Origin of the sequence: Ensifer sp. 22460, assembly GCF_052044935.1 — a bacterium.
In the GTDB taxonomy this organism is placed as follows: Bacteria; Pseudomonadota; Alphaproteobacteria; order Rhizobiales; family Rhizobiaceae; genus Ensifer.
In genome coordinates this window covers 426,128-451,466 of sequence record NZ_JBQENZ010000001.1, presented here as the reverse complement: position 1 = coordinate 451,466, position 25,339 = coordinate 426,128, and the positions used below count along the sequence as shown (strand labels likewise).

At 62.2% G+C, this 25,339-nt stretch carries 21 protein-coding genes; 11 read left to right on the top strand and 10 right to left on the bottom strand.

The features are described from left to right. Positions 1 to 22 precede the first annotated feature (22 nt). The 4 genes from bglA (at position 23) to ACTJKM_RS02120 (ending at position 3,980) form a co-directional block, all read left to right on the top strand. Positions 23 to 1,681: a beta-galactosidase BglA gene (gene bglA / locus ACTJKM_RS02135; RefSeq protein WP_113511369.1), complete on the top strand. Its 1,659-nt coding sequence runs from the start codon at positions 23 to 25 to the stop codon at positions 1,679 to 1,681. Positions 1,682 to 1,740: 59 nt separating this feature from the next. Further along, on the top strand, positions 1,741 to 2,829 hold the full coding sequence (locus ACTJKM_RS02130; RefSeq protein ID WP_058320484.1) for an ABC transporter ATP-binding protein: 1,089 nt from the start codon (positions 1,741 to 1,743) through the stop codon (positions 2,827 to 2,829). A 285-nt stretch (positions 2,830 to 3,114) separates the two neighbouring features. Further along, entirely contained in the window at positions 3,115 to 3,525 is a 411-nt protein-coding gene (locus ACTJKM_RS02125) for a hypothetical protein (RefSeq protein WP_057251024.1), read from the top strand. Between the two features lie 89 nt (positions 3,526 to 3,614). Next, positions 3,615 to 3,980: a GFA family protein gene (locus ACTJKM_RS02120; RefSeq protein WP_058325398.1), complete on the top strand. Its 366-nt coding sequence runs from the start codon at positions 3,615 to 3,617 to the stop codon at positions 3,978 to 3,980. Between the two features lie 95 nt (positions 3,981 to 4,075). Here ACTJKM_RS02120 and edd read toward each other — a convergent pair whose 3' ends face one another. The 5 genes from edd to ACTJKM_RS02095 all read right to left on the bottom strand — a co-directional run bounded on the left by edd (position 4,076) and on the right by ACTJKM_RS02095 (position 11,109). Beyond that, complete coding sequence (gene edd, locus ACTJKM_RS02115) at positions 4,076 to 5,896, bottom strand: phosphogluconate dehydratase (RefSeq protein WP_058325399.1); 1,821 nt, start codon at positions 5,894 to 5,896, stop codon at positions 4,076 to 4,078. A gap of 195 nt (positions 5,897 to 6,091) precedes the next feature. Next, on the bottom strand, positions 6,092 to 6,790 hold the full coding sequence (pgl, locus tag ACTJKM_RS02110; RefSeq protein WP_057251018.1) for a 6-phosphogluconolactonase: 699 nt from the start codon (positions 6,788 to 6,790) through the stop codon (positions 6,092 to 6,094). Between the two features lie 8 nt (positions 6,791 to 6,798). Continuing rightward, positions 6,799 to 8,274, bottom strand: a complete 1,476-nt coding sequence (gene zwf, locus ACTJKM_RS02105; RefSeq protein WP_057251016.1) for a glucose-6-phosphate dehydrogenase — start codon at positions 8,272 to 8,274, stop codon at positions 6,799 to 6,801. Between the two features lie 96 nt (positions 8,275 to 8,370). Next, positions 8,371 to 9,657 carry an NAD(P)/FAD-dependent oxidoreductase gene (locus ACTJKM_RS02100; RefSeq protein ID WP_058325400.1) on the bottom strand — a complete coding sequence of 429 codons (1,287 nt, stop codon included), beginning with the start codon at positions 9,655 to 9,657 and terminating at the stop codon, positions 8,371 to 8,373. A 15-nt stretch (positions 9,658 to 9,672) separates the two neighbouring features. After that, complete coding sequence (locus tag ACTJKM_RS02095; RefSeq protein WP_057251012.1) at positions 9,673 to 11,109, bottom strand: glutamine synthetase family protein; 1,437 nt, start codon at positions 11,107 to 11,109, stop codon at positions 9,673 to 9,675. A gap of 124 nt (positions 11,110 to 11,233) precedes the next feature. Between ACTJKM_RS02095 and ACTJKM_RS02090 the strand changes: the two genes are divergently transcribed. The 3 genes from ACTJKM_RS02090 to ACTJKM_RS02080 all read left to right on the top strand — a co-directional run bounded on the left by ACTJKM_RS02090 (position 11,234) and on the right by ACTJKM_RS02080 (position 15,676). Further along, positions 11,234 to 12,418, top strand: a complete 1,185-nt coding sequence (locus ACTJKM_RS02090; RefSeq protein WP_058325401.1) for an NAD(P)/FAD-dependent oxidoreductase — start codon at positions 11,234 to 11,236, stop codon at positions 12,416 to 12,418. Positions 12,419 to 12,653: 235 nt separating this feature from the next. Then, positions 12,654 to 12,800: a hypothetical protein gene (locus tag ACTJKM_RS02085; protein ID WP_176907103.1), complete on the top strand. Its 147-nt coding sequence runs from the start codon at positions 12,654 to 12,656 to the stop codon at positions 12,798 to 12,800. A 353-nt stretch (positions 12,801 to 13,153) separates the two neighbouring features. Further along, on the top strand, positions 13,154 to 15,676 hold the full coding sequence (locus tag ACTJKM_RS02080) for a methyl-accepting chemotaxis protein (protein ID WP_058325402.1): 2,523 nt from the start codon (positions 13,154 to 13,156) through the stop codon (positions 15,674 to 15,676). A 96-nt stretch (positions 15,677 to 15,772) separates the two neighbouring features. Here ACTJKM_RS02080 and ACTJKM_RS02075 read toward each other — a convergent pair whose 3' ends face one another. Then, positions 15,773 to 15,976: a hypothetical protein gene (locus ACTJKM_RS02075; protein WP_057251007.1), complete on the bottom strand. Its 204-nt coding sequence runs from the start codon at positions 15,974 to 15,976 to the stop codon at positions 15,773 to 15,775. An 89-nt stretch (positions 15,977 to 16,065) separates the two neighbouring features. On the opposite strand from ACTJKM_RS02075, the gene ACTJKM_RS02070 reads away from it, so the two are divergent. Continuing rightward, positions 16,066 to 16,935 (top strand): LysR family transcriptional regulator, encoded by an 870-nt coding sequence (locus tag ACTJKM_RS02070; RefSeq protein ID WP_057251006.1) that lies wholly within the window; start codon positions 16,066 to 16,068, stop codon positions 16,933 to 16,935. A 58-nt stretch (positions 16,936 to 16,993) separates the two neighbouring features. On the opposite strand, the gene ACTJKM_RS02065 is transcribed toward ACTJKM_RS02070, so the two are convergent. The 3 genes from ACTJKM_RS02065 to aceA form a co-directional block, all read right to left on the bottom strand. Then, complete coding sequence (locus ACTJKM_RS02065) at positions 16,994 to 18,103, bottom strand: helix-turn-helix transcriptional regulator (RefSeq protein WP_058325403.1); 1,110 nt, start codon at positions 18,101 to 18,103, stop codon at positions 16,994 to 16,996. A 281-nt stretch (positions 18,104 to 18,384) separates the two neighbouring features. Further along, a complete protein-coding gene (locus tag ACTJKM_RS02060) occupies positions 18,385 to 18,624 on the bottom strand; it encodes an SMc00767 family acetate metabolism repressor (RefSeq protein ID WP_034800815.1) in 240 nt (79 codons plus the stop codon). Positions 18,625 to 18,758: 134 nt separating this feature from the next. After that, positions 18,759 to 20,048 (bottom strand): isocitrate lyase, encoded by a 1,290-nt coding sequence (gene aceA, locus ACTJKM_RS02055; protein ID WP_058325404.1) that lies wholly within the window; start codon positions 20,046 to 20,048, stop codon positions 18,759 to 18,761. 228 nt (positions 20,049 to 20,276) lie between these two features. On the opposite strand from aceA, the gene ACTJKM_RS02050 reads away from it, so the two are divergent. Continuing rightward, a complete protein-coding gene (locus ACTJKM_RS02050) occupies positions 20,277 to 21,686 on the top strand; it encodes a helix-turn-helix domain-containing protein (protein ID WP_058325405.1) in 1,410 nt (469 codons plus the stop codon). On the opposite strand, the gene ACTJKM_RS02045 is transcribed toward ACTJKM_RS02050, so the two are convergent. Further along, positions 21,680 to 22,663, bottom strand: coding sequence for a fatty acid desaturase family protein (locus tag ACTJKM_RS02045; RefSeq protein WP_058320476.1), 984 nt, complete (start codon positions 22,661 to 22,663; stop codon positions 21,680 to 21,682). The two genes, ACTJKM_RS02050 and ACTJKM_RS02045, sit on opposite strands and share 7 nt — an antisense overlap. 333 nt (positions 22,664 to 22,996) lie before the next feature. On the opposite strand from ACTJKM_RS02045, the gene ACTJKM_RS02040 reads away from it, so the two are divergent. Both ACTJKM_RS02040 and ACTJKM_RS02035 read left to right on the top strand, forming a co-directional pair. Then, on the top strand, positions 22,997 to 24,091 hold the full coding sequence (locus ACTJKM_RS02040) for a polyamine ABC transporter substrate-binding protein (protein ID WP_058325406.1): 1,095 nt from the start codon (positions 22,997 to 22,999) through the stop codon (positions 24,089 to 24,091). Between the two features lie 101 nt (positions 24,092 to 24,192). Then, positions 24,193 to 25,338: an ABC transporter ATP-binding protein gene (locus ACTJKM_RS02035; protein WP_093231971.1), complete on the top strand. Its 1,146-nt coding sequence runs from the start codon at positions 24,193 to 24,195 to the stop codon at positions 25,336 to 25,338. Position 25,339: the final 1 nt, after the last annotated feature.

Sequence of the window (25,339 nt, the reverse complement as noted above, 5' to 3'; positions counted from 1 at the left end):
CTATCAAGGACCTCCAGAGAAAATGAGCATGACCGAAATGAGCACTTCCACTTTGCAGCCGGATCGGGACTGGTGGCGCGGCGCGGTGATCTACCAGATCTACCCGCGCTCCTACCAGGACTCCAACGGCGACGGCATCGGCGACCTCAAGGGCATCGTTGCCCGGTTGCCGCACATTGCCGCCCTCGGCGCCGACGCAATCTGGATTTCGCCGTTCTTCACCTCGCCGATGAAGGACTTCGGTTACGACGTCTCCAATTACACCGATGTCGACCAGATCTTCGGCAGCCTTGCCGATTTCGACGCCGTGATCGCGGAAGCGCACCGCCTCGGCATCCGGGTGATGATCGACCTCGTTCTCTCGCATACCTCGGATCAGCATCCCTGGTTCGTCGAAAGCCGCGCAAGCCGGACCAACGCCAAGGCCGACTGGTACGTCTGGGCCGACTCCAAGCCGGATGGCACCCCGCCTAACAACTGGCTGTCGATCTTCGGCGGCTCGGCCTGGGCATGGGATCCGACGCGCCTGCAATATTACCTGCACAACTTCCTGACCTCGCAGCCGGATCTCAACCTGCACAATACGGAAGTTCAGGAAGCGCTGCTTGGTGTCGAGCGTTTCTGGCTGGAGCGCGGCGTCGACGGCTTCCGCCTCGATACCATCAACTTCTACTTCCACGACAAGCAGCTGCGCGACAATCCGGCGCTGGCGCCGGAACGCCGCAACGCCCAGACCGCACCGGCGGTCAACCCGTACAACTATCAGGAACATCTCTACGATAAGAACCAGCCGGAGAACCTGGCATTCCTGAAGCGGTTCCGCGCCGTCATGGACGAGTTTCCGGCGATTGCCGCTGTTGGCGAGGTCGGTGACAGCCAGCGCGGCCTGGAGATCGCCGGCGAATACACTTCCGGCGGCGACAAGATGCAGATGTGCTACGCCTTCGAATTCCTAGCGCCCGATCCGCTGACACCGGCGACCGTCGCCGAGGTTCTCCGCAATTTCCAGAAGGCAGCGCCCGAGGGCTGGGCCTGCTGGGCCTTCTCCAACCACGACGTCGTGCGCCATGTCAGCCGCTGGGGCGCTGGCGTTGCCGATCGCGACGCGCATGCAAAGCTGCTTGCGAGCCTCTTGATGTCGCTGCGCGGCTCGGTCTGCATCTATCAGGGCGAGGAGCTGGCGCTGAGCGAAGCCGAACTCGCCTATGAGGACCTGAAGGATCCCTATGGCATCCAGTTCTGGCCCGACTTCAAGGGCCGCGATGGCTGCCGTACACCGATGGTCTGGGACGGATCCGCGGTCAATGGCGGCTTCGGCAACGCGAAGCCCTGGCTTCCCGTGCCGGCAGAGCACCTCCAACGCGCCGTATCGGCGCAGCAGGGCGACCAGGCGTCGGTGCTCGAGCACTACCGCCGCTTCCTGCATTTCCGCAAGGCGCATCCGGCTTTCGCCAAGGGCGAGATCGAGTTCCTGAACACGGATGGACAGGTGCTCGCCTTCGTGCGCAGCTATGGCAACGAGAAGCTTTTCTGCCTGTTCAACATGAGCGGTACGCCGGCTGCGGCCACGCTGCCGAACGAACCGGTCGCCGCGCTTGAAGGGCACGGCTTTGCAGCCGAGGTGAAGGACAGAACGGTCAACCTGCCGGCCTGGGGCGCGTACTTCGCCCGGTTGGTGTGACGCCGGCTGAACAATGATGAGAGCAAGAACTGACGGGAAGAACCGAAGGGGAGGGTGCAATGACGGGTCTGCTGCTTAAAGATATCCGCAAGTCCTACGGCGCGGTCGATGTCATTCACGGCATCAATCTCGACATCAAGCAGGGCGAGTTCATCGTCTTCGTCGGTCCGTCCGGCTGCGGAAAGTCGACGCTGCTGCGCATGATCGCGGGTCTCGAGGAGATCACCGGCGGCGACATGTTCATCGATGGCGAGCGCGTCAACACCGTGCCGCCGTCGAAGCGCGGCATCGCCATGGTGTTCCAGTCCTATGCGCTCTATCCGCATATGACCGTCTACGACAACATGGCCTTCGGCATGCGGATTGCCAAGGAATCGAAAGAGGAGATCGACCGGCGCGTGCGCGCGGCCGCCGATATCCTGCAGCTCACCAAATACCTTGATCGTCTGCCGAAAGCGCTTTCGGGCGGTCAACGCCAGCGCGTTGCGATCGGCCGGGCGATCTGCCGCGACCCCAAGGTCTTCTTGTTCGACGAGCCGCTGTCGAACCTCGACGCGGCCTTGCGCGTTGCCACCCGCATCGAGATCGCCAAGCTCAACGAGCAGATGGCTGATACCACGATGATCTATGTCACCCACGACCAGGTGGAGGCGATGACGCTCGCCGACCGCATCGTCGTGCTGTCGCAGGGCCATATCGAGCAGGTGGGTGCGCCGCTGGAACTTTACGAGCGGCCGGCCAATCTCTTCGTCGCGCGCTTCATCGGCTCGCCGGCGATGAACATCATCCCCTCGGCGATTACCGCCACCGGCGCGCAGACCACGGTGAAGCTGACCGGCGGCAAGAGCGTCACGCTCGATATAGCCACGGACGCATCGCAGAACGGCAAGATGGCGAGCTTCGGCGTCCGGCCGGAAGACCTGCAGGTCTCCACTGGCGAGGACTTCCTGTTCGAGGGCACGGTCGCCATCGTCGAGGCACTTGGCGAAGTGACGCTGCTCTATATCGAAGGTCTGGTCGACAAGGAGCCGATCATCGCCAAGATCCCCGGCATCCTGCCGGTTCATCGCGGCGACAAGGTGCGCTTCACCGCCGACAAGGCCAAACTGCACCTGTTCGATGCTGACGGTCGCAGCTATCGCGCGTAAGCAATTCCAGGAAAAGTGCGCAGCGGTTTTCCGTCCGGAATTGCGGCCTGGAAGATCAATTCCAGGAAAAGTGCGTAGCGGTTTTCCGTCCGGACTTGCGGCTTGGAAGATCAGTTCCAGGAGAGGTGCGTAGCGGCCCTCCGTCCGGATTTGTCTAACGAACAGATGGTCATCTCGACCCGCCCGTAAAATCGGGCGGGTTTTTTCAATGCAACCTACGGATCAAACCCTCTGTTAAATCTCTGCCGCTAATCTGTTTCAAAAGGGGATAGGAAAGGCATATCGATGAGAGGCGCGGCGCCCGCAATGCAGCAGCACTTCCTGAACAAGGAAGAGTCCTTCATGTACGATCGGGAAGCGAACTTTCCGATGGAGGACACACGGAACGAGGCGCGCATCGAATATACCGAGAAGGGCATGACGCAGCTGAGTTCCCGCCGCTGCGAGATCATCAAGCTCTCCAAAAGCGGCGCCGTCATCAGTATCCTGACGCAGTATCAGCTTCCGCAGAACTTCTATCTCGATATCCCGAGTGCCCGCATCCAGATGGTCGGCTGCCTGCTGAAGCGCGTGCATGCCAACAACGTCATCGAAGCGCGGTTCCTCCGCCTGCTGACCGACCGCGATCTCAATCGGATCTTCGTTTACAGCACCCATCCGAACCATCGCAACCGAACGCTCGATATCTATCGCTGAGGCCGAACGCGGCTTGAGGTGTGGGGCTTGACCGTCCTGTCGGCGCAATGAATGGTTGCGGTCTTCTTCAACAGACTCGGACCGGAACCATGCAGCGACCCTATCGGCTTTCCTGCCATTGCGGCGACATCGCAGTCGAGGTTGACGAGGAGCTTTCTGGCCTCGTCGAATGCAACTGTTCGACCTGCCGGCGCTCCGGCTTCCTTCATTGGAAGGTGGACGCCGCCAAGGTGAAGCTGCTCACCGAGAAACGTCGCCTGTCGAGCTACATCTGGCGCGGTCTCAACGAGGGCCATCACTTCTGCCCGACCTGCTCGACGCCGATCATGCGCGGCGGCTATCCGGACAACAAGATCTCCATCAATGCCCGCTGCATCGAAGGAGTCGATGTATTTACGCTGGAGATCGAGCGCTACGATGGGCGCAATGACATGTTCCCTGGTCCGCTGCCGTAAGCGGGCAGTGAGGGCGGAGAGCTTGCCGCTGCCTCGAAGAAAAGTTCGCTAGAAAAGGGCGCCGCCCCGGCTGAGGAGGCGGCGCTATTTGCGTCCTAGTGGAAGAGAACGCTCGCTCCATGGTCGGCAGCGCCTGCAATCGCCCGGAACGGCGCGAAAAGCTCACGGCCCATGCCGAAATCGTTGTCCGAGAGGTCGGCATGCGCAGGTACCCGCGTCTTCAGCGCGATGTCCTCGACCAGCACCTCGATCGTCCCGGCGACCGCGTCGATGCGCACGATGTCGCCTTCCTGGATGCGGGCGATCGGCCCACCGTCCTTGGCTTCCGGGGTGACGTGGATTGCCGCCGGCACCTTGCCGGAGGCGCCGGACATGCGCCCGTCGGTGAGGATGGCGACGCGCTGGCCGCGATCCTGCAGGATGCCGAGCACGGTCGTCAGCTTGTGCAGCTCCGGCATTCCGTTCGCCTTTGGGCCCTGGAAGCGCACGACGGCGACGAAATCGCCCTCGAGCTTGCCCGCCTTGAAGGCGGCATTGAGCTCGGCCTGGTCGTGGAAGATCTTGGCCGGGGCCTCGATGACGTGGCGATCCGGTTTCACGGCTGAAATCTTGATGACCGCCTTGCCGAGATTGCCGGTCAGCATCTTCAGGCCGCCGGTATGCTGGAAGGGTTGGTCGATGGTCGCAAGCACCTTCGGGTCGGCGCTTTCCTTCGGTGTCGGCACGCGCTCGACGCCGCCGTCGGCTCCAAGCCGAACGTCGATCTTGTAGGCATCGAGGCCCTGGCCGACGACGGTGTGCACGTCATCGTGCAGCAGCCCGCCCCGCAGCAACTGGCTGATCAGGAAGCCCATGCCGCCGGCGGCATGGAAGTGGTTCACATCGGCAAGGCCGTTCGGATAGACGCGCGCGAGTAGCGGCACGATATCCGAAAGCTCGGAGATATCCTGCCAGGTGAGCACGATGCCGGCGGCACGCGCCATGGCGACGAGGTGCATCGTGTGGTTGGTCGAGCCGCCGGTCGCATGCAGGCCGACGACGCCGTTGACGATCGAGCGCTCGTCGATCATCTCGCCGGCGGGGGTGAACTCGTTGCCCATGGCGGTGATCGCCAGCGCCCGCTTGGCGGCTTCCTTCGTCAGCGCGTCGCGCAGCGGCGTGCCGGGATTGATGAAGGAGGCGCCGGGCAGGTGGAAGCCCATGATCTCCATCAGCATCTGGTTGGAATTGGCCGTGCCATAGAACGTGCAGGTGCCCGGCCCGTGGTAGGACTTGGACTCTGCTTCGAGAAGCTCGTCGCGGCCGACCTTGCCTTCGGCGAAGAGCTGGCGCACCCGCGCCTTCTCGTCGTTCGGGAGGCCCGAGGTCATCGGACCTGCGGGCACGAAGATGGCGGGCAGATGGCCGAAGGTCAGCGCCGCAATGACGAGACCCGGTACGATCTTGTCGCAGACGCCGAGATAGACGGTGGAATCGAACATGTTGTGCGACAGGCCGACGCCGGCAGCCATGGCGATCAGGTCGCGCGAGAAGAGCGAGAGCTCCATGCCCGGCTGCCCCTGGGTGACGCCATCGCACATGGCCGGCACACCGCCGGCAACCTGTGCGACGCCGCCCGCTTCGCGCGCCGCATCGCGGATGAGCGCCGGATAGGTCTCGAACGGCTGGTGCGCCGAGAGCATGTCATTATAGGAGGTGATGATGCCGAGATTGGCCACGCGGTCGCCCGCAAGCGCCACCTTCTCGGCGGGGGAACAGACGGCAAACCCGTGCGCTAGGTTGCCGCAGCCGAGCACGCTGCGGTGCGGGCCGCTCGACGCCGCCCGGCGGACGCGGTCGAGATAGGGTTCGCGGTGCGGTTTCGAGCGCTCGACGATGCGAGCGGTGATCGCGGCAATGCGGGAATCGGCGGACATGGCAAATCCTGTTCCGGAGCCTTGAAGCTCCTCATCTTCATCCAGTCATCGGTCCGGAGCGCGGCGAGCTTGGGAGAGCGCAGGTTGCGTCCCGGCATGTTCTCAGAAACACTTTCCCGTTCAGGCGGGAGCGCGCCACCGGCTGAACGTGTCTCCACTTTGATATTGGGCCAATTCAACCCAACAGCAGTCGATCTACGGCGCCCAATAAATCTGCACCGGCGATGCGGCACGGCGCAGCATCGCGCGGATCGGCATGTCCTTCTCGTCGCCGGCCTCTTCAGCCTTGGCGAGAACGGTCTTCTTGCCTTCGCCTTCGATGTGCAGCACCAGAAGCCGCGCATCCTGAAGGCTGGCGAAGGTCAGCGTCAGGCGGGTTTCGCCGGCACCTTCCGCCTCCATGGTGATCACGCCGCGCGGCGTCGCCGGATCGATGGCACGCGCGAGTTGCGATCCGCCCGGGAAGAACGACGCGGTGTGCCCGTCCGTTCCCATGCCGAGAATGGCGACGTCGAACGGCGCGCCGATTGCTGCCGTTTCCCGGCTTGCGATTTCAGCGGCCGCCTCGGCGGTCGGGGCCGCATGGTAGAGCGGCAGGAACTTGGCCGCGGCCGCCTTGTCCTGAAGCAGGTTGCTGGCAACCAGGCCATGGTTGGAGCGATCACTTTCCGGCGGCACGAAACGTTCGTCAACGAGCGTCACGGTTACCTTGTCCCAGGCGATGTCCTTTTTGGACAGCGCCTTGAAGAAAGCCTTGGGGGTCGAGCCGCCGGAGACTGCGATGCTCGCCGAACCGCGTGCTGCAATGCCGGCAGAAAGTGCGCTGCTTACGGCGTCAGCCAAGCCCTCTGCGAGTGCCGCACCGTTTTCAAATGTATGAAGCTCTGTCGTCATGGTCGCACCTATATCGCATCGTTCCAAGTGCGGCCGTCGCGCTCGATCAGCGCGATCGACTGGCTCGGACCCCAGGTGCCGGCGGTATAGCCCTGAACCTGCTGCCCGGTTTCCTCCCAGGCCTTCAGGATCGGGTCGACCCACTTCCATGCGGCCTCGACCTCGTCGCGGCGTACGAACAGCGTCTGGTTGTTGCGGACGACGTCGAAGAGCAGCCGCTCATAGGCGTCGGCATTGCGCACGGCAAATGCCTCGGCAAAGCTCATATCGAGCGAAACGTTACGCAGGCGCATGCCGCCCGGGCCAGGATCCTTGATCATCAGCGACTGCTTCACGCCTTCGTTCGGCTGCAGGCGAATGACCAGCTGGTTGGCGGAGATACGGCCGGCGTTGTTGTCGAAGATCGAGTGCGGAATCTGCTTGAAGGTGATGACGATTTCCGACATGCGGCCGGCAAGGCGCTTGCCTGTACGGATGTAGAAGGGCACGCCGGCCCAGCGCCAGTTGCTGACCTCGGCCTTGATCGCCACGAAGGTCTCGGTGTTCGAAACGCCGCCTTCGAGCTCTTCGAGATAGCCCTTGACCGGACCGCCGGCAGAGGCGCCGGCGCGGTACTGGCCGCGCACCGTCACCTGTTCGACGTTGGACGAGGTGATCGGCTTCAGCGCGCGCAGAACCTTGAGCTTTTCGTCGCGGACCGCTTCCGCGTCCATCGAGGTCGGCGCTTCCATGGCGACGAAGCAGACGAGCTGCAGAATGTGGTTCTGCACCATGTCGCGCAGCGCGCCGGCCTTGTCGTAATAGCCGGCGCGGTTTTCGAGGCCGACGGCTTCCGCCACGGTGATCTGCACGTGGTCGATATGGGCGGAGTTCCACAGCGGCTCGTAGAGCGCATTGGCGAAGCGCAGCGCCATCAGGTTCTGCACCGTCTCCTTGCCGAGATAGTGGTCGATACGGAAGATCTGCTCTTCGCGGAAGACCTTGCCGATCGTGTCGTTGAGCTCGGTCGCCGATGCGAGGTCGCGGCCGATCGGCTTTTCGACGACGATGCGGGTATTCTTGGTGATCAGCTTGTGATCGCGGATGCGTTCGGAAATGTCGCCGAAGATAGCCGGGCCGACAGCGAGATAGAAGGCGCGGATACGCTCCTTGCCCTCTTCGAGGATCTTCTTCAGTGCGTCCCAGCCCTGGTCCGACTTGGCGTCGACGGAAACATAGAACAGGCGCGCGGCGAACTTGGCGACTTCCTCTTCCTTGTACTCGTCCGCCTTCAGATGTTCCTTCAGCGCATCGACGGCGAATTTGCGATAGTCCTCATGGCTCAGTGCTGCGCGCGACGCCCCGATGATGCGGGTCGGCTCGGTGATCTGGCCTTCCAGTTGCCGGTGATAGAGCGCCGGCAACAGCTTGCGCTCCGCAAGATCGCCGGTGCCCCCGAACACCACATAGTCAAATGGTTCGACGGGAATGATCTGGCTGCTCATGGGATATCTCGATCTGTTCAGGTCACGGACACATATAATCTAATCGATTTAAATGCGCTAGGGTGCGGCGCAATAAAATGCCGCCGCGAGGGCTTCTCAGAACCTGTCACGTAATGCGTACCAGCTTAACGCGAGGAAGAGAAGGGCGGAGCGGAACCGCGTACCACCGGGAAAAGCCGGGATTTTCAGGGCTTTCAGCAGATCGAGCTCGGTATCCTTGCCGAGCGCCAGGTCGGCATAGAGCTTGCCGCAATAGTTGGAGAGCATCACGCCGTGGCCGGAATAGCCGCCGATCGAGGTGACGCCGGGCATCACTTCGCGACAGAAGGGCGTGCGCGGCATGGTGATGCCGACCGAGCCGCCCCAGGCATGGGTGATCTCGATATTGGCAAGTTCCGGATAGATCTCGCTGATCTGCCGGCGGATGTGGGTCGAGATATCGAGCGGATTGTCAGCGGTATAGGCCTCGCGGCCGCCGAAGAGCAGCCGCCCGTCCCGCGACTTGCGGAAATAGCGCACGACGAAGCGCGAATCATCGACCGATTCGCCGCCGGGAATGACCTTTGGGTGGTCGGAAAGCACCGTCGTTGCGCCGATGAAGGAGCGGATCGGCATGACGTGGCTGGCGCTCACCGGCTCGAGATTGCCGATATAGGCGTTGCAGGCGACGAGCGCGCGGTCGGCGGTGATCGTGCCGCGGTCGGTGGTGATGACGATCGTGCCGCTTTGGCGCTCGATCTTGGTTGCCTTCGTCTGCTCGAAGAGATTGGCACCGGCAAGGGCGGCCTGTTTCGCAAGGCCGACCAGCAGCTTCATCGGGTGGATATGGCCGGTGCCGGCATCGCGGATGCCGAAGTGGTAGTGGCTCGATCCGAGCCGGCTTGCGGTTTCCTCCCGATCCATGAAGGAGAGATGCGGATAGCCGAAGCGTGTTGCCATCGCTTCCGCATGGTCGCGATAGTCTTTTTCGAAGCTCTTCTTGTGGCCGACCGAGAGCTGGCCGGGCACGAACTCGATGTCGATTTCGTGGGCGCTTGCGAAGTCGAGCACATAGCGCTTGGCATTCTCCGCCATGTCGAAGAGCGCCTGTGCCCGCTCATGACCAAGGCTTGTCTCGGTCTCGTCCGCCCAGGCGCGCTGCCCGGTGCCGAACTGGCCGCCATTGCGGCCAGAGGCACCGTCGCCGAAGCGGCAGGCGTCGATCAAGGTGACGTCGACGCCCTGCCGCGCCAGGTTCCAGGCGGCCTGCAGCCCGGTATAGCCACCGCCGACGATCGCGACGTTGGCTTTCCGCGATCCGGGCATGGCGGGATACTCCGGTCGATCCGGAACGGTCGCCTCATACCAGGAGTAACCGGGCGAGATCGGGCTTTGCCAGGGCATGGAGAACCTCTGAGGTCAGACGTTGAGAAGCAGGAATTCGCGTTCCCAGGGACTGATGACCTGCATGAAGGTTTCGAACTCGCCACGTTTGACGCCGGCATAGATGGCGATGAACTCAGGGCTCAGCACCTCCGCAAGCGATGGTGCCGATTCGAGCAGAGCGACAGCTTCGAGCAGGCCGCGCGGCAGGTCGATCTCGCCCTCGTTGGCCGTGTCCTCGGTCGGTGCCGTCGGCTCCCGCTGTTCGACGATGCCGAGATAGCCGCAGGCAAGCGAGGCCGCGAGCGCCAGGTAGGGGTTGGCATCCGAGCTCGGCAGCCGGTTCTCGATGCGCCGGGCGACCGGTTCCGACACCGGGATGCGGAAGGCGGTCGTGCGGTTGTCGTAGCCCCAGGCGGTATTAACCGGCGCCGACATGTCGGGCGTCAGCCGGCGGAAGGAGTTCACATAGGGCGCCATCATGACCAGCGTGCGCGGCACGTAGTGCTGCATGCCGCCGATGAAGTGGAAGAATTCCTTCGATGCCGATCCATCCGGGTTCGAAAACAGGTTCCGGCCGGTGTTGATTTCGACCACCGACTGGTGGATGTGCATCGCCGAACCCGGCTGGCCCTGCATCGGCTTGGCCATAAAGGTGGCATAGATGCCGTGTTTCAGCGCCGCCTCGCGGATCGTGCGCTTGAACAGGAAGACCTGGTCGGCCAGCTCGATCGGGTCGCCGTGGCGAAGGTTGATCTCGAGCTGCGCCGGTCCCTCTTCATGGATCAGCGTGTCGATCTCGAGACCCTGCTTCTCGGAGAAGTGGTAGATGTCGTCGATCAGCTCGTCGAACTCGTTGATGCCGGCAATCGAATAGCCCTGACCGCCAAGGATCGAGCGACCGGAGCGACCTTTCGGTGGATGCAGGGGATAGTCAGGGTCGTCATTGGTGGCGACGAGGTAGAATTCGATTTCCGGTGCGACGACCGGTTTCCAGCCCTTCTTCTTGTAAAGGTCGACCACGCGCTTCAGGACGTTGCGCGGCGTGTAGCTGATCTGCTCACCCTGCGAACCGACGATGTCGCAGATCACCTGCGCCGTCGGGTCGGTCTCCCAGGGCACGACCGAAAGGGTGGAGAGATCAGGCACGAGCTTGATATCGCTGTCGCGCGAATCGTAGCGGAACTGCCCGGTTTCGTCAGGATATTCGCCCGAGATCGTGTGCCGGTAGACGGCCGAGGGGAGCGCCAGCGAGGTGTTGGACGTGAATTTCGAGGTCGGCATCATCTTGCCGCGAGGCACGCCGGCAAGGTCGGGCGTGATGCATTCGACGTCTTCGATACCGCGGATCTTGAGCCAGTCCGTGGCTTCCTTCCAGGTCTTCACACCGCGGAGGGAGTGCAAGGCGGGGGGTATTTTCGAAGTTTTGCTGATTTTCGTTGTTTGTTGGGCAGCACTTCTCTTGGAGGGCATAAATCACCGGTTTTGGCTTCGGATGACGCATCATAACCACAGATTGGCAATTGGCTAGATGGGCTTGGTCATTGACTTTCTTCTTTGCCACCGGGAAGGAAAGACAAAAGAGCTGGGGTGTTTCGTGGCTGAGAAGAAGGATGTGGTCATCATCGGCGCCGGTGCTGCGGGCATGATGTGCGCCATCGAAGCGGGCAAGCGCGGCCGCCGCGCGGCTGTGCTCGACCATGCCAAGGCACCCGGCGAGAAGATCCGCATCTCCGGCGGTGGTCGCTGCAACTTCACCAATATCCATGCGGGGCCGAAGAATTTCCTTTCGGCCAACCCGCATTTCTGCAAGTCGGCACTGGCGCGTTATACGCCGCGCGATTTCCTGGCCTTGGTCGAAAAGCACGGCATCGCCTGGCACGAAAAGACCCTCGGCCAGCTCTTCTGCGACCACTCGGCCAAGGACATCATCAGGATGCTGCTCGCGGAAATGCGTGATGTGCACGCCGAGTTGCGGCTGGAGACAACGATCGAAAGCGTCGAACGCCACGGGGCGGGCTTCCGCGTCATGACGGATGAGGGGCCTATCGATGCCCAATCGCTCGTCATAGCCAGCGGCGGCAAGTCGATTCCGAAGATGGGTGCGACCGGGCTCGCCTACCGGATCGCCGAGCAGTTCGGCCTTGGCATCGTCGAAACGCGGCCGGGCCTCGTGCCGCTGACCCTCGATCCGGCGCAACTCGAAACGATCGGCGAACTGGCGGGCGTCGCAGCCGACGCCGAAGCCCGGTTCGGCAAGACGGCTTTTCGCGAGGCGGTGCTGATCACCCATCGTGGCCTGAGCGGCCCGGCGATCCTGCAGATCTCTTCCTATTGGCGCGAGGGACAGGAGATCGAGTTGCGGCTGATGCCCGATATCGACATCTCCGCGATCCTCAAGGAGATCCGCCGTACCCACGGTAAGCAGGCGGTGCAGACGGCGCTTGGCGATATCCTGCCGCGCCGGCTCGCACAGTTTTTCGCCGACGGCGCGAAGCTGACCGGCCGTCAGCTTGCCGACCTCTCGGACAAGACGATCAACCAGCTTTCGTCTTCGATCCAGGCCTGGACGATCAAGCCCGCCGGATCGGAAGGCTATCGCACGGCCGAGGTCACGCTCGGCGGCGTCGATACCAAAGGGCTCGATTCCAAGACGATGCAGGCGAAGGCGGTACCGGGGCTCTACTTCATCGGCGAATGCGTCGATGTGACCGGCTGGCTCGGCGGCTACAATTTCCAATGGGCCTGGGCATCGGGCTTTGCTGCCGGGCAGGACGCCTGATCTCCCCGCTTTTGGTGGGTCGTGCTTCAGCGATTGTTAACGGCTCTGATCGAACCTTTATTCTCGTCGGCACAGCCGGCGGTTGGTGTGATCGGATTGTCGCGTAAACGGAAATAACACTGTTTCCTATTTTTTGACTTTCCTCCGCCACGGCATGGCTGCAATATATGTGTGACTGGCAAGCCGGTTCATCCGGGCCGATGGTTGCCGGTGAATGTGACAAGGACAGGATGCCATGAACCAACCACGCCGCCGTCCCCGCGCCATCGCGGTCGCCCGCACCGATGAAAGCCGTCAGCAGAAGGCCGCGATCACGCGCCTCGCCCTCATCGCTTTCTTCGCCGTAGCCGCGCTTGCAGCCCTTCCGGCCCTTTGGTTCTGATCTCAGGCAACCGGCCCTAGACGGCCGGTTCCTCGGGCGCCGTTGAAGCGCCCCGCGCACCTTCGGATTTTCTGCCGCAGGTGAAACGCGCTTATATAAATTTTAATCGTTCAAATTGGATAGTGCGACGATGTGAGTTCGTCAGGTCCACGTTGCCTAGGAGTGGTGACGCGGATCCGCAATGATTGCCGACGGACTTGCGGCGTGCGCCGTATGATTTTCCGAAAAACATCAGCCTGTTTGCGCATCGGGTGGCTCTCGATCGCTCGCACCTTCACGCCCTGTCGTTGAAGGCGGAGACGTCTCGAGCTGCCGGGGGAGGCGAATGCGAGCTGCGAGCCAAGGTGTTTTCAATGTTCATTGATAGAATTCTTGCCCGTTTCAAGATCCAGACGAAGGTGCTCTTTTTCATCCTGCCCTTCGTCGTCAGCATCTGTGCCGTCGGTATCACCGGTCTCTATGCATCCGGCCTGCTTCAGGGCCGCATGGAGATTTCCAACAGCGTGCTGCAGACATTGAGCGGCTTCAAGGATGTCTATGCGGGCATGAACGCCTTCCTGCATTCGACGACCGAGGAAACCAGGCAAGCCGTCCAGTCGAAGATTTCGGCTCAGAAGGACGTGCTTGCGGCGACGGCCGCGCAGGTCGCCGGCCAGAGCGGTCAGGACGAGTTGACGGCCGCAATCGCCGCGACAAACGACATCGAGGCACGCATTGATGGCCTCTGGAAGCTGCATGTCGGCGAGCAGGAGCTGCGCGCAGCGATGGCGGCAAACCTCGACGCGCTGCTGATCGAGCGCTCCAAGATCAACGAGGAATCGAACCGGCTGCAATACGCCGTGCGGAAGAACGAAAACGCTGCCAAGACCATGTTGCGCGAAGCCGAAAAGCTGATGCGCGCCAGCCGCTTCTTCAACGAATTCGGCACCGAGGTCAGCAAGGCGATCACCGTCGACGACAAGCTCAAGGCCGTCAAGGAACGCTTCCCGATGATCGGCCGCACCGAGCGCGACATCTTCCGTCTGCTGCCGAAGGACGAGAAATCGCTTGCCGAAACGATCACGTCGGCTTCGAGCGAGATCGGTTCGCTGCTGAAGGCGCCGGCCGGCCCGGAGACGCTTGCCGGCATCTCCAAATATGTCGACCGTTTCCGCACTGCGAGCTTCCGCCTGGAGGCGGCATCGGTCGGCAAGATGCGTGACGCGACGCGGATCTTCGCCGAACTCGACGAGCAGATCGTCACGACGGAATCGGTACTGACCGCAACCCGCCGGCTCGCCGCGTCGATCACGGACATTCAGATTTCCGCTGCGACTTTCATGGGGCAGACGAACGAAGAGAGCCGCCAGAAGCTGCTCGACAAGTCGCTTGCCGTTCAACAGAACATGGCGACGCTGCGTGGTGTTGCCAGTGACGGCGCTTCCTTCGACAAGATCGCCGATACGCTGATGCCGATCCTGACGGCGATGAAGAAGGATGCCGCAGCGCTCGTCGAAATCACCGTCAAGCGGACCGCCGACTTCGACGCTGCCGGCCAATCGATCGACCAGATCTGGGGCGATCTCACCGGCTTTGCCGAGCAGCAGAAGGTGGCCGCCGGAACAGAACGCCAGGAAGCAAACCAGATCTCGGTGGCCGCAACCGTCGGCGGCGTCGTCATCGCGCTGCTTGCCGGCATTGCTTTGACGCTGACGCTGAAGAAGCCGATCGGTCAGATCACCGCTGCCATGCGGCGCCTCGCCGATGGCCGCCTCGACACGGCGATCGACGGCGACGCCCGTCGTGACGAAATCGGCGACATGGCGCGCGCGCTCGGCGTCTTCAAGGAGAACGCGCTTTCCAAGGTGCGCATCGAGGCCGAGAGCGAAGAGCAGCGTACTCGCGCCGAGATGGAGCGCAGCCGCAACGATCGGGAAAAGCGGGAGCTCGATCGTCAGATCGATCTGGCCGTCAGCGAGCTTGCAGCCGGTCTCGGCCGTCTCGCGCAGGGCGACCTCTCGCGCCAGATCGAGGTTCCGTTCCACGGTCGTCTCGAACAGTTGCGCGAGGACTTCAACGGCTCGCTGATCCGGCTGCAGGACACGCTCTCCCAGATCCGTGCCAATGCGCAGGCGATCCAGGAAAGCGGTTCAAGCATGCATCATGCCGCCGACTCGCTGTCGAAGCGAACGGAAGCCCAGGCGGCATCGCTTGAAGAAACCGCCGCTGCGGTCGACCAGATCACCGTGACCGTTCGCTCTTCGGCCGAGCGTGCCGGCGAAGCCAACCATGCCGTGATCCAGACGAAGCGCAGCGCCGACAGCTCAGCGACCGTCGTCACCAACGCGATCGCCGCCATGGGACGCATCGAGGAGGCCTCGCGCCAGATCGAGCAGATCATCGAGGTGATCGACGACATCGCCTTCCAGACGAACCTGTTGGCGCTGAACGCCGGCATCGAGGCGGCGCGTGCGGGTGAAGCAGGCAAGGGCTTTGCCGTTGTCGCCCAGGAAGTGCGTGAACTGGCGCAGCGTTCGGCAGAGGCCGCGCGCGAGATCAAGGGGCTCATCAACAAGTCGACGAACGAGGTCAATGCCGGTTCGCACCTGGTCAAGGAAACGGGCGAAGTGCTGGCATCGATCAGCGCGCAGATCGTCACCGTCAGCCAGCATGTGGAGATGATCGCGACCGCTAGCCGCGATCAGGCCGTTGCGCTCAACGAGGTCAACGGCTCGGTCAACCAGATGGACCAGATGACACAGCAGAACGCTTCCATGGTCGAGGAAGCCACGGCGACGAGCCGGTCGCTCGCGCACCAGGCCGACACGTTGATGATGCTTGTCGAGCAGTTCCGGCTGGAGCCGCAGGCAGACGACTACAATTACCGGGCCGCCTGAGGCGGCCGGCAATCGAATTCGCTGACGGCGGACGTTCCGCCTTCAGGCGAAGGCACGGCAAACCGGTATCGCCGTGCGACATAACAAGGGCAGGGGCTAACATTGCACCGCGTGGCCGCAGGGCTCCGCGGTGCTCTTTTCTTCAGCGTCAAGGCGCCTCATGCGCCGCTGGGCAATCCTGACGGACAGGGCGTTAAAGAGGCGCCGAAGATATCCCGGCGGCTTCGGATCGAAGTCTTCGTCCCAACGCCGGTTCTTCAAGGCCATGTCGGCGATATAGACCATTGCCATCATTTCCATGGTGATGCTCCTCACTTGGTGGGCATCACGTCTTTTATGCATCCAAAGCAGTTTTACATACACCGGATATCGCGCTATATTTTTCAGTAATGAAAAACCTGGATTGGGATATCTACCGCTGTTTCATGAGCGTGGCGCGCACCGGGGGCCTGACCGGCGCGGCACAGGCGCTCGGTTCGAGCCCGGCCACGGTCGGGCGGCGGATGCTGGAGCTCGAGGAGCGGACGGGCCGCGCCTTATTCCTGCGCAGCCAGACCGGCTATCAGCTCACTGGCGACGGTGAGCTTCTTTTCGAGCAGCTTCAGGAGATGGAGACGGCGGCGCGCCTGGTCGAAAGCTGGCGGCGCGAGGGTGAAGGCGCGACAGTCCGCATCACCGTCGGCACCTGGAATGCCTGGCTTCTTGCCGAGAATTTCCCGGCACTTTGCAGCGAGAGGGATGGTTTCAGCCTGGCGATAACGGTTGGCGAGACACGCGCAAGCCTCGCCTATCGTGAGACCGATATCGGCATCCGTGCTTTCGAGCCCGAGGAAAGCTATCTGGCGGCGAGCCTGATCGGTGACGTCGCCTACGCCGCCTATCGCCAGAAGAACGCAGCGTCAGCTGCCAACAGTCGGTGGGTGGCCGTGGGCGAAGAGGAGGCGATCTCGGCCTATCTTCGCTGGCCTCACCAGCAGGCAGAGGGCAGGATCGTCGCGACGATCACACGGCCGCGTTCGCTCCTGGATCTCGCCCGTGCCGGCGCCGGGTGCGCCGTGCTTCCCTGTTTCGTCGGCGATCTCGATCCGATGCTGGAGCGGGCGGGTGACGAAATCCCGGCGCTCAGGCATCGGCAATGGATCGTGATGAACAACGAGGATCGGCACCGAAAGGAAATCCGCACGGTGGTCGATCGCATGACGAAGCTGTTGCGTAGCCATGCTGACGTCTTTGCCGGAAAACGGCCGCGTCGCGGCTGAGCATGCGCGCGACCGGCCCGCATCCAGAACGACGGGTCGTGGGTTCTGGCGCCTTCGGTCAGCGCATCAGGAGCTTGACCAGGGCGGCCTGAGAATTGACCCGGGTCTTGGAATAGATGCTTTTAAGCTGCGTACGGGTCGTCTCGTAGCTGACGCCGTTGGCATGCGACATTTCCTTCAGCGTCAGGCCGGCAACGACGCCTGACGCGATGCGGATTTCGGCCGGCGTGAGGCCGTAGCTGTCTTTCAGGTGGGTGAGGCGTTGGTCAAAAACCAGCGAGGACGCCGGCTCGACCAGCACCGCGACGGTGGGGCCATCGAGGAGTTCGGTGAAGATACTGGCGCTTCGCCGGACGAGCGTGATCCGAAAGGCGCCATTCTCCGCGGTCCTGACGATGCGAACCTGCGGCTGTGCGGGAGTGCCGACCGGTGAGGCCAGAAGCTCCAGTGCCGCGTTGGCTTCCGGTTCGTCCATGAACAAGCGTCCGCCGATCGTGACGCGAAACGGAGAACCCTTCGCCGCCATGCGTTCGGCGTTGACGTTCATCGAGCGGATGCGAAGATTGTCGCCGACATAAATGACGCCGACGCCGATCGTATCGAGAAGCGTCTGGCCCTCATGCTGCTCGGCCATCATCAGGTCCCGTCGGCGCAGGAAATCGAAGGCGCGTTTCAGATGAGGGGCAAGAAGGGTATATTGATCGGCCGCCTGCCGGTTGAGTTCCTCGTCCGTGGACGATGTACAGGTCGATACGAGCAATGTGCGCGTCGCGCTGCGCACGATGGTGACGCCCACCGTGGTCTCGCAGCCGGTCTGGCCCTTCAGCCAGTCATTGTAGAATTCCGATTTCAGCAAATCCGCGCGCGAGACGATATGCTCGCCGGCGAGACCGCGGCCGACGGGCACGAGGACCGACTTCGGTATCCAGGGATTGATCGCCGCGAAGTGGCTGTTGAACTGGTCGATGGCTTCCGGCGTAAAGCCGGAGACATAGGGCACGCATGACGCCGGCGATGTGAGATCGTGGTAATGGAGCGCCGAGCGCCCGCCGGGCATCGTCGTGGTCAGTCGATCAAGAAAGTCCTGCCAGCTGCAGTCACCAAATGCGGCGCCGTAGATAAACTCCGTCAGTTCGGCCGTATCGGCAGCTCTCGTCGATCGATGCATGCGCACCTCTGCCTAAGGTAGGTTTGGCTAATATAGGCAGGAGCGGGAGGTTCGATCAACCTGAAATAGTGGGTTGCCGGTGATCGTTGCATCGTGAACGATCACCGCGAGCACGGAAAGGCCGGCATCGCTGCCGGCCTTTCTGATCTTGTGCGCCGAGATCTCGCGCTGCAGTTTCAATGATATTCAACGATAAATTGTGCTTCGGACGAAAGATGCAGCGAGCGGACGAAGCGAGACGGATGAAAGCAAGGCCATCCCAAGCGTCACAGCAACGAGTGTCATGGCCTGCCCTGGGTCACGATGACCGGGATCAGGAGGTCGCCCCAGTTGCCTTCACCGCCGTGGTGGCGGGCCGAGCGAACGAGCTCGACCGAAACGCCGGCATCGACGGCTTTCATGACGGACTGGTTGAGGCGGTGCAGGTCGTTGGCGACCATACGGATCGCTGCCTGCTGGTCCGGGGTCATCGCCGAAGACTGTTCCTCGGCCCGTTCCTTGACGCGTGTCTGGACTGTCATTGGACTTCTCCTTGAGGTTCGAGGCTAGAGTGGGATGCGGAAGAGTGTCTGCGGTTTCCGTCCGTGTCCCGCTCTGATTTATGAGGATCGGCAGGAGCGCAGCGGGCAGGGATTGCCGCGCTCCCGCCGGGCTTTCACTCTGCGGCCGGGCGGAACTGGTCGTGCTCGGTCGATTCCTTCATAGCGGTCGTTGAGGATTGGCCACCGGTAATCGCCATCGAAACGGCGTCGAAATAGCCGGTGCCCACTTCGCGCTGGTGTTTGGTTGCGGTGTAGCCGTTGACCTCGGCTGCGAATTCCGCTTCCTGCAGTTCCGAATAGGCGGCCATCTGTCTCGCCTTGTAGCCGCGCGCCAGTTCGAACATGCCGAAGTTCAGCTGGTGGAAGCCGGCAAGCGTGATGAACTGGAACTTGTAGCCCATCGCGCCCAGCTCGCGCTGGAACTTGGCGATCGTCGCGTCGTCGAGGTTCTTCTTCCAGTTGAACGACGGCGAGCAGTTGTAGGCGAGCAGCTTGCCCGGATGCGCCTTGTGTACGCCTTCGGCGAACTTGCGGGCCTGCTCCAGATCTGGCTTGGAGGTCTCGCACCAGATGAGGTCGCAATGCGGTGCATAGGCGATGGCCCGGGCGATGCAGGGCTCCAGCCCGTTCTTCACCTGGTAGAAGCCTTCGACCGTGCGCCCGGCGTCATAGTCGACGAAAGGACGGTCGCGCTCGTCAATATCGGAAGTGAGCAGCTTTGCCGCTTCCGCATCCGTACGGGCGATGACCAGCGTCGCCGTGCCCATGACGTCGGCGGCAAGCCTTGCTGCGTTCAGGTTGCGGATATGGGCGGCCGTCGGGATCAGAACCTTGCCGCCGAGGTGGCCGCACTTCTTTTCAGACGCGAGCTGGTCTTCGTAGTGCACGCCGGCAGCACCTGCCTCGATGAACGCCTTCATGATCTCGAAGGCATTGAGCGGGCCGCCGAAGCCGGCTTCGGCATCGGCGACGATCGGCGCGAACCAGGTGTCGACCGAAAGGCCCTTGCCTTCCGACGTTTCGATCTGGTCGGCGCGCTGCAGCGTGCGGTTGATGCGCTTTGCGAGCTCGGGCGCCGCATTGGCCGGATAGAGCGACTGGTCCGGATACATTGCCGAAGCGGTGTTGGCGTCGGCAGCAACCTGCCAGCCGGAGAGATAGATCGCCTTCAGGCCGGCGCGGACCATCTGCATGGCCTGGTTGCCGGAGAGCGCTCCAAGCGCGTTGACGAAGTCATCCTCGTGAATGAGTTTCCACAAGCGGTTCGCGCCCATTTCGGCCAGCGAATAGCGGATTTCGACCGACCCGCGCAGCCGCTTTACGGTCTCGGCGGTATAGGGGCGTTCGACGCCATCGAAGCGGCCTTGCGGTGCGCTCGGAACCAGCTTGTAAAAATCAGTCATTACATCCTCCTGTCAAAATCGGACATCCATTCGACTTTCGTCGCACGGCGCTTTGTGTTTCGAGTTCATGTGACAGCTTTTACATTGCGCTGCGATATTCGGCTATTGGAAACAATGAAATGGCGCGCTCAAAAGGGTTATCTTGTCTTGCCTTTGACAGAAGCGCGAAGTAAATTTGTAAAAAATGTAAATCGTCGCGTTCGTTGCAGATTGTAAAGGTAGTTACAAATGGCCGAGAACAAGATCTTCGCCGGTCCGCGGGTCAGGCGTATTCGCAACGGTCTCTCGCTGACGCAGACGGCCATGGCCGAGGCCCTCGGCATCTCGCCGTCCTACCTCAATCTGATCGAGCGCAATCAGCGGCCGTTGACTGTTCAGCTGCTTTTGAAACTCGCGTCGGTCTACAAGGTCGATCTCGACGAACTGCAGGGAGAAACCGGTGGCAGCCTCACGCAATTGCGCGAGGTTTTTGCCGATCCGCTGTTGTCAGCCGAACTGCCCGGAGAGCAGGAGCTGATCGAGGTGGCGGAAGCCGCCCCCAATGCCGCCGGCGGTGTCGTCAAGCTCTATCGCGCCTATCGCGAGCAGGCGGCGCGCCTGAAGGACCTCGCCGACCTGCTGGCGGGGCAGGGGCATATGGAGGCGCTTTCGGGCACGCGGCTGCCGATGGACGAGGTGCGCGAAACCTTCGAGGCGCGGCCCAATCATTTTGCTGCAATCGAGGCAGCGGCGGAAGCCTTTCATGAGGCGCTGTCGCCAGGCGATGATCTCGTGGGTGCTCTCAGGAACTGGCTGAAGAAGGAGCATGGCCTGGTGGTGCGCAGCCTGCCGGTGCATGCCATGCCCAATCTGCGCCGCCGTTTCGACCGGCATTCCATGCGCCTCTTCATCTCCGAGCGGCTATCGCCCTATGACCAGCTCCGCGAGATCGCCATGGAGGCCGTATCGATCGCCTGCCATGAGGCGATCATAGCCGAACTCGAGCCTTTGCGTTTCTCGACGGCGGAGGCGCGCCGCATCGCCCGTTTCGAGCTTGCGCGCTATGGCGCGCATGCGCTGATGATGCCCTATGCCGCCTTCCTCGCCGCCGCGCAGCGCGCGAAGTATGATGTCGACGTGCTGCGTGCGCGCTTTCAGGTCTCCTTCGAGCAGGCCGCCAATCGGCTGACCATGCTGCAGCGGCCGGGCGCACAAGGCGTGCCCTTCTTTCTGATGGAGATCGACAATGCCGGCCACCGCTTGCGGCGGGCCGGCGCTTCAGGCTTCCCGCAGGCGAAATTCGGCGGCGGCTGTCCGAAGCTCAATATCCACGCCGCCTTCTCGGTGCCGGGGCAGGTTCTGGTCGATCGTGTCGAAATGCCCGATGGCGCTGCGTTTCTGACGGTGGCGCGCACGCTGGATGGCCCGCAGGCGGCGTTTCAGGAGCGGGTTCGGCGCACGGCCTTGCTCCTCGGTTGCGAAGCGTCCTTCGCTGATGAGGTGGTCTACGGTTCGGCGATGCCGCCGGCGGTCGCGATTGGTGCCGCCTGCCGGCTCTGTGAACGGCAGGGCTGTCTGGCACGCGCCGAGCCGCCGGTCACGCGGCCGCTGGGGCTCGATGAGATGGCGACCGGGCTCAGCGTTTTCGATTTTCAATAGCTGACGGGATGCTGGTTCGGCAGCAGCGGTGCATCCGGCGCGAAGCATTCCGCCGGAAGGCCCGTCGTATAGCCGCGGGTGATATGCGCCTTGTCCGCATAGGCCTTGTTGCGCATCAGGATCGCGTGCAACTCCGGCAGGTTGTAGAACGGCACGCCCGGATAGAGGTGGTGCTCGAGGTGATAGTTGATGTTGTGGGGGGCGAAGAACAGCTTCTCCCAGGCATGCGGATAGACCGTGCGTGAACTCGTGAGTTCGTCGCTATAGTCCATGCTGCCAAAGTGCTCGGCGACGCTGCGTATATAAAGGAACAGGCAGAAGAAAGTGAGGAACGGCACCACCCAGTAGAGCGCCACTTCCCGCCAGATGCCGAGCAGCGTGAAGATCGCCGCGGCGGCCACATAGAAGCCGATGCGCAGCAGCTTGTATTGAAGCGTCGAGCGGTCGTTCTTTCCCATGCGTTTGGCCATGTGCAGCATGTCGCGCAGCGAATTGACCGCAACGAGGTAGCCAAGCAACTGTGTTATGCCGCGAGCAAGCTTCTGCGGGAAGGTGAATTGCGGCATGCCGAGCTTCGCCGTCCAGTCCGGATCCTCGTCGGTATTGGCATGCTGGTGGTGCGCGAGATGGTTCTGGCGATAGCCGTCGACGGTGGCAAGCACCGGCCAGGCGAGCAACAGGTCGCTCATCCAGTCGCTGAGTTTTCTGTTGCGGACGATGCGGTAATGCGCGGCCTCGTGGATCATGCAGCCGTGTGCATGCATGCGTCCGGCGATCAGCACAACGGCGAGCAGATAGACCAGCGGATTGCTGGCATATTCGCTGACGGCGATCGCCGCTGCGATCATCACCCAATCGAAAGCGATTGCGCCCAGCGCCTTGTGCGGCTCGAGCACGGAAAGGCGTTTCAGTTCCTTCGGGTCGATCCTGCGGCTTCGTCCGCCTGTGGCCTTCTCGCCAACGATCTTCTCGCCCATCGCAATACCCAAGCCTTGATGCACAACCGGCCGGAAAATCGCACGGCGATCATGGTTAATCAATTGTAAACGTCGGTCCGTACATGTCGAGCATCGACATGGTTAACTGCGGCGAGCGGTGACGCCCGGTTTAAGCAGCCGCCCGGCGGCTTGCCATAAGTGCCCGATTTTCCTTGGCTTGTGAAAAACTTCGACCGATGCGGCGGCGCCTTTTATTGGCACGAAAGCGCTTGAGGTTATCGAGAAACATGCCTAACCTCCGGCCTGAGCGAAGCGGATTGGACGGTGTCCCGGCATGCCGGGCCCGATACGAAAAATCAAAAGGGGAGTTGTATGTCCAAGCTCATCGTCACAACCCTGGCGGCAGCCGTACTGGCCGGTTCGACCATGCTGGCCTCGGCGCAGGAGCGCGTGGTCAACGTCTACAACTGGTCGGATTACATCGACAGCAGCATTCTGGAAGACTTCACCAAGGAGACCGGTATCAAGGTCGTCTATGACGTCTTCGATTCCAACGAGATCCTGGAGACGAAGCTGCTCGCGGGCGGTTCGGGTTACGACGTGGTCGTGCCGACGGCAACCTTCCTGCAGCGGCAGATCGCCGCCGGCGTGTTCCAGAAGCTCGACAAGTCGAAGCTGCCGAACCTTTCCAATATGTGGGACGTGATCATGGAGCGTACGGCGAAGTACGATCCGGGCAACGAATACGCCGTCGACTACATGTGGGGCACCACCGGCATCGGCTACAATGTCGACAAGATGAAAGCGATCCTGGGCACGGACGAGAAGCCCAACTGGGACGTGATCTTCAAGCCGGAACTGGCGGCGAAGTTCAAGGATTGCGGCATCCACATCCTCGATTCCCCGACCGACGTCATGCCGTCGGCGCTTGCCTATCTCGGCCTCAATCCGGATAGCCACGATGCTGCCGATCTGGAAAAGGCGGCCGAACTCCTGGCAAGCATCCGTCCCAACGTGCGCAAGTTCCATTCGTCGGAATACATCAACGCGCTCGCCAACGGCGACATCTGCCTTGCGGTCGGTTTCTCCGGCGACGTCTTCCAGGCCCGCGACCGTGCGGCCGAAGCGAAGGCCGGCGTGACCGTCGACTATGCGATCCCGTCGCAGGGCGCGCAGATGTGGTTCGACATGTTGGCGATCCCTGCCGATGCACAGCACGTTGAGGAAGCCCATGCCTTCCTCAACTACATGATGAAGCCGGAAGTCGTCGCCAAGGCATCGAACTACGTCTTCTACGCCAACGGCAACAAGGCCTCGCAGCAGTTCCTCGACAAGGCCGTTCTGGAAGATACCGCCATCTATCCGTCGGAAGAGGTGATGCAGAAACTGTTCACGGTGACGCCCTTCGAGGCGAAGGAACAGAGGGTATTGACCCGACTCTGGACAAAGGTCGTAACCGGCCAGTAAGAGCGGAAAACGAATTGCCCGGACCTCAAAATCCGGGCAATTTTCTTAATGGGCGCCGGGGAAAACAAGAGCGCCCAATCGGCTGTATCATTCGGGGATAGATGATGAAGTCTCTCGGCAGTATTCGGCGGTCCTTTGCCCCCTGGGCGGATCCCGCTTCCAAGCCATTCATTTCCGTCAAGAACGTGACAAAGCGGTTCGGCGATTTCACCGCCGTCGACGACCTTTCGCTTGATATCTACACACGCGAGTTCTTTGCGCTCCTCGGCGCGTCGGGCTGCGGGAAGTCGACGCTCCTGCGCATGCTTGCCGGCTTCGAGCAGCCGACGTCGGGTGAGATCATTCTCGACGGGCAGAGCCTCGCCGGCATCCCGCCCTACCGGCGGCCGGTCAACATGATGTTCCAGTCCTACGCGCTCTTTCCGCACATGACGGTCGAGAACAACATCGCCTTCGGCCTCAAGCAGGACGGCATGCCGAAAGCGGATATCGCTGCGCGCGTCGCGCAGATGCTGAAGCTGGTGAAGCTCGAAAAGTTTTCCCAGCGCAAGCCGCACCAGCTTTCCGGCGGCCAGCGTCAGCGCGTCGCGCTCGCCCGTTCGCTTGCCAAGCGGCCGAAGGTGCTGCTCCTCGACGAGCCGCTCGGCGCGCTCGACAAGAAGCTGCGTGAGGAAACCCAGTTCGAACTGATGGACCTGCAGCAGGAACTCGGCCTCACCTTCGTCGTGGTGACCCACGACCAGGAAGAGGCGATGACCATGGCCGACCGCATCGCGGTCATGAGCCACGGCAAGGTCATCCAAGTCGCGACCCCGGCCGAGATCTACGAGGCGCCGAATTCCCGTTTCGTCGCGGACTTCATCGGCGACGTCAACATTTTCGAGGGAGCGGTCGGCGGGGCTGACGGCGGTTATGTGCGCCTTGAAGGCACCAACGGCTTCCCGATCCGCATGGCGTCGCCCGAAAGACCGGCTACAGGCGGCAAGTCCGCCGTCGCCGTCCGCCCGGAAAAGATCCGTGTCAGCCGCCAGCCCCCGGCACACGCGCCCGTCAACGCCGTCCAGGGGGAGATCTGGGATATCGGCTATCTCGGCGACATGACCGTCTTCCACGTGCGCCTGAAGGACGGACGCGTGATCAAGGCGTCGTCGCTGAATGCGGTGCGCGCGGTTGAGGATCCGCTCGGTTACGACCAGGAGGTCTGGATTTCTTTCGGCGAAGACGCCGGCGTCGTTCTGAAGGATTGAG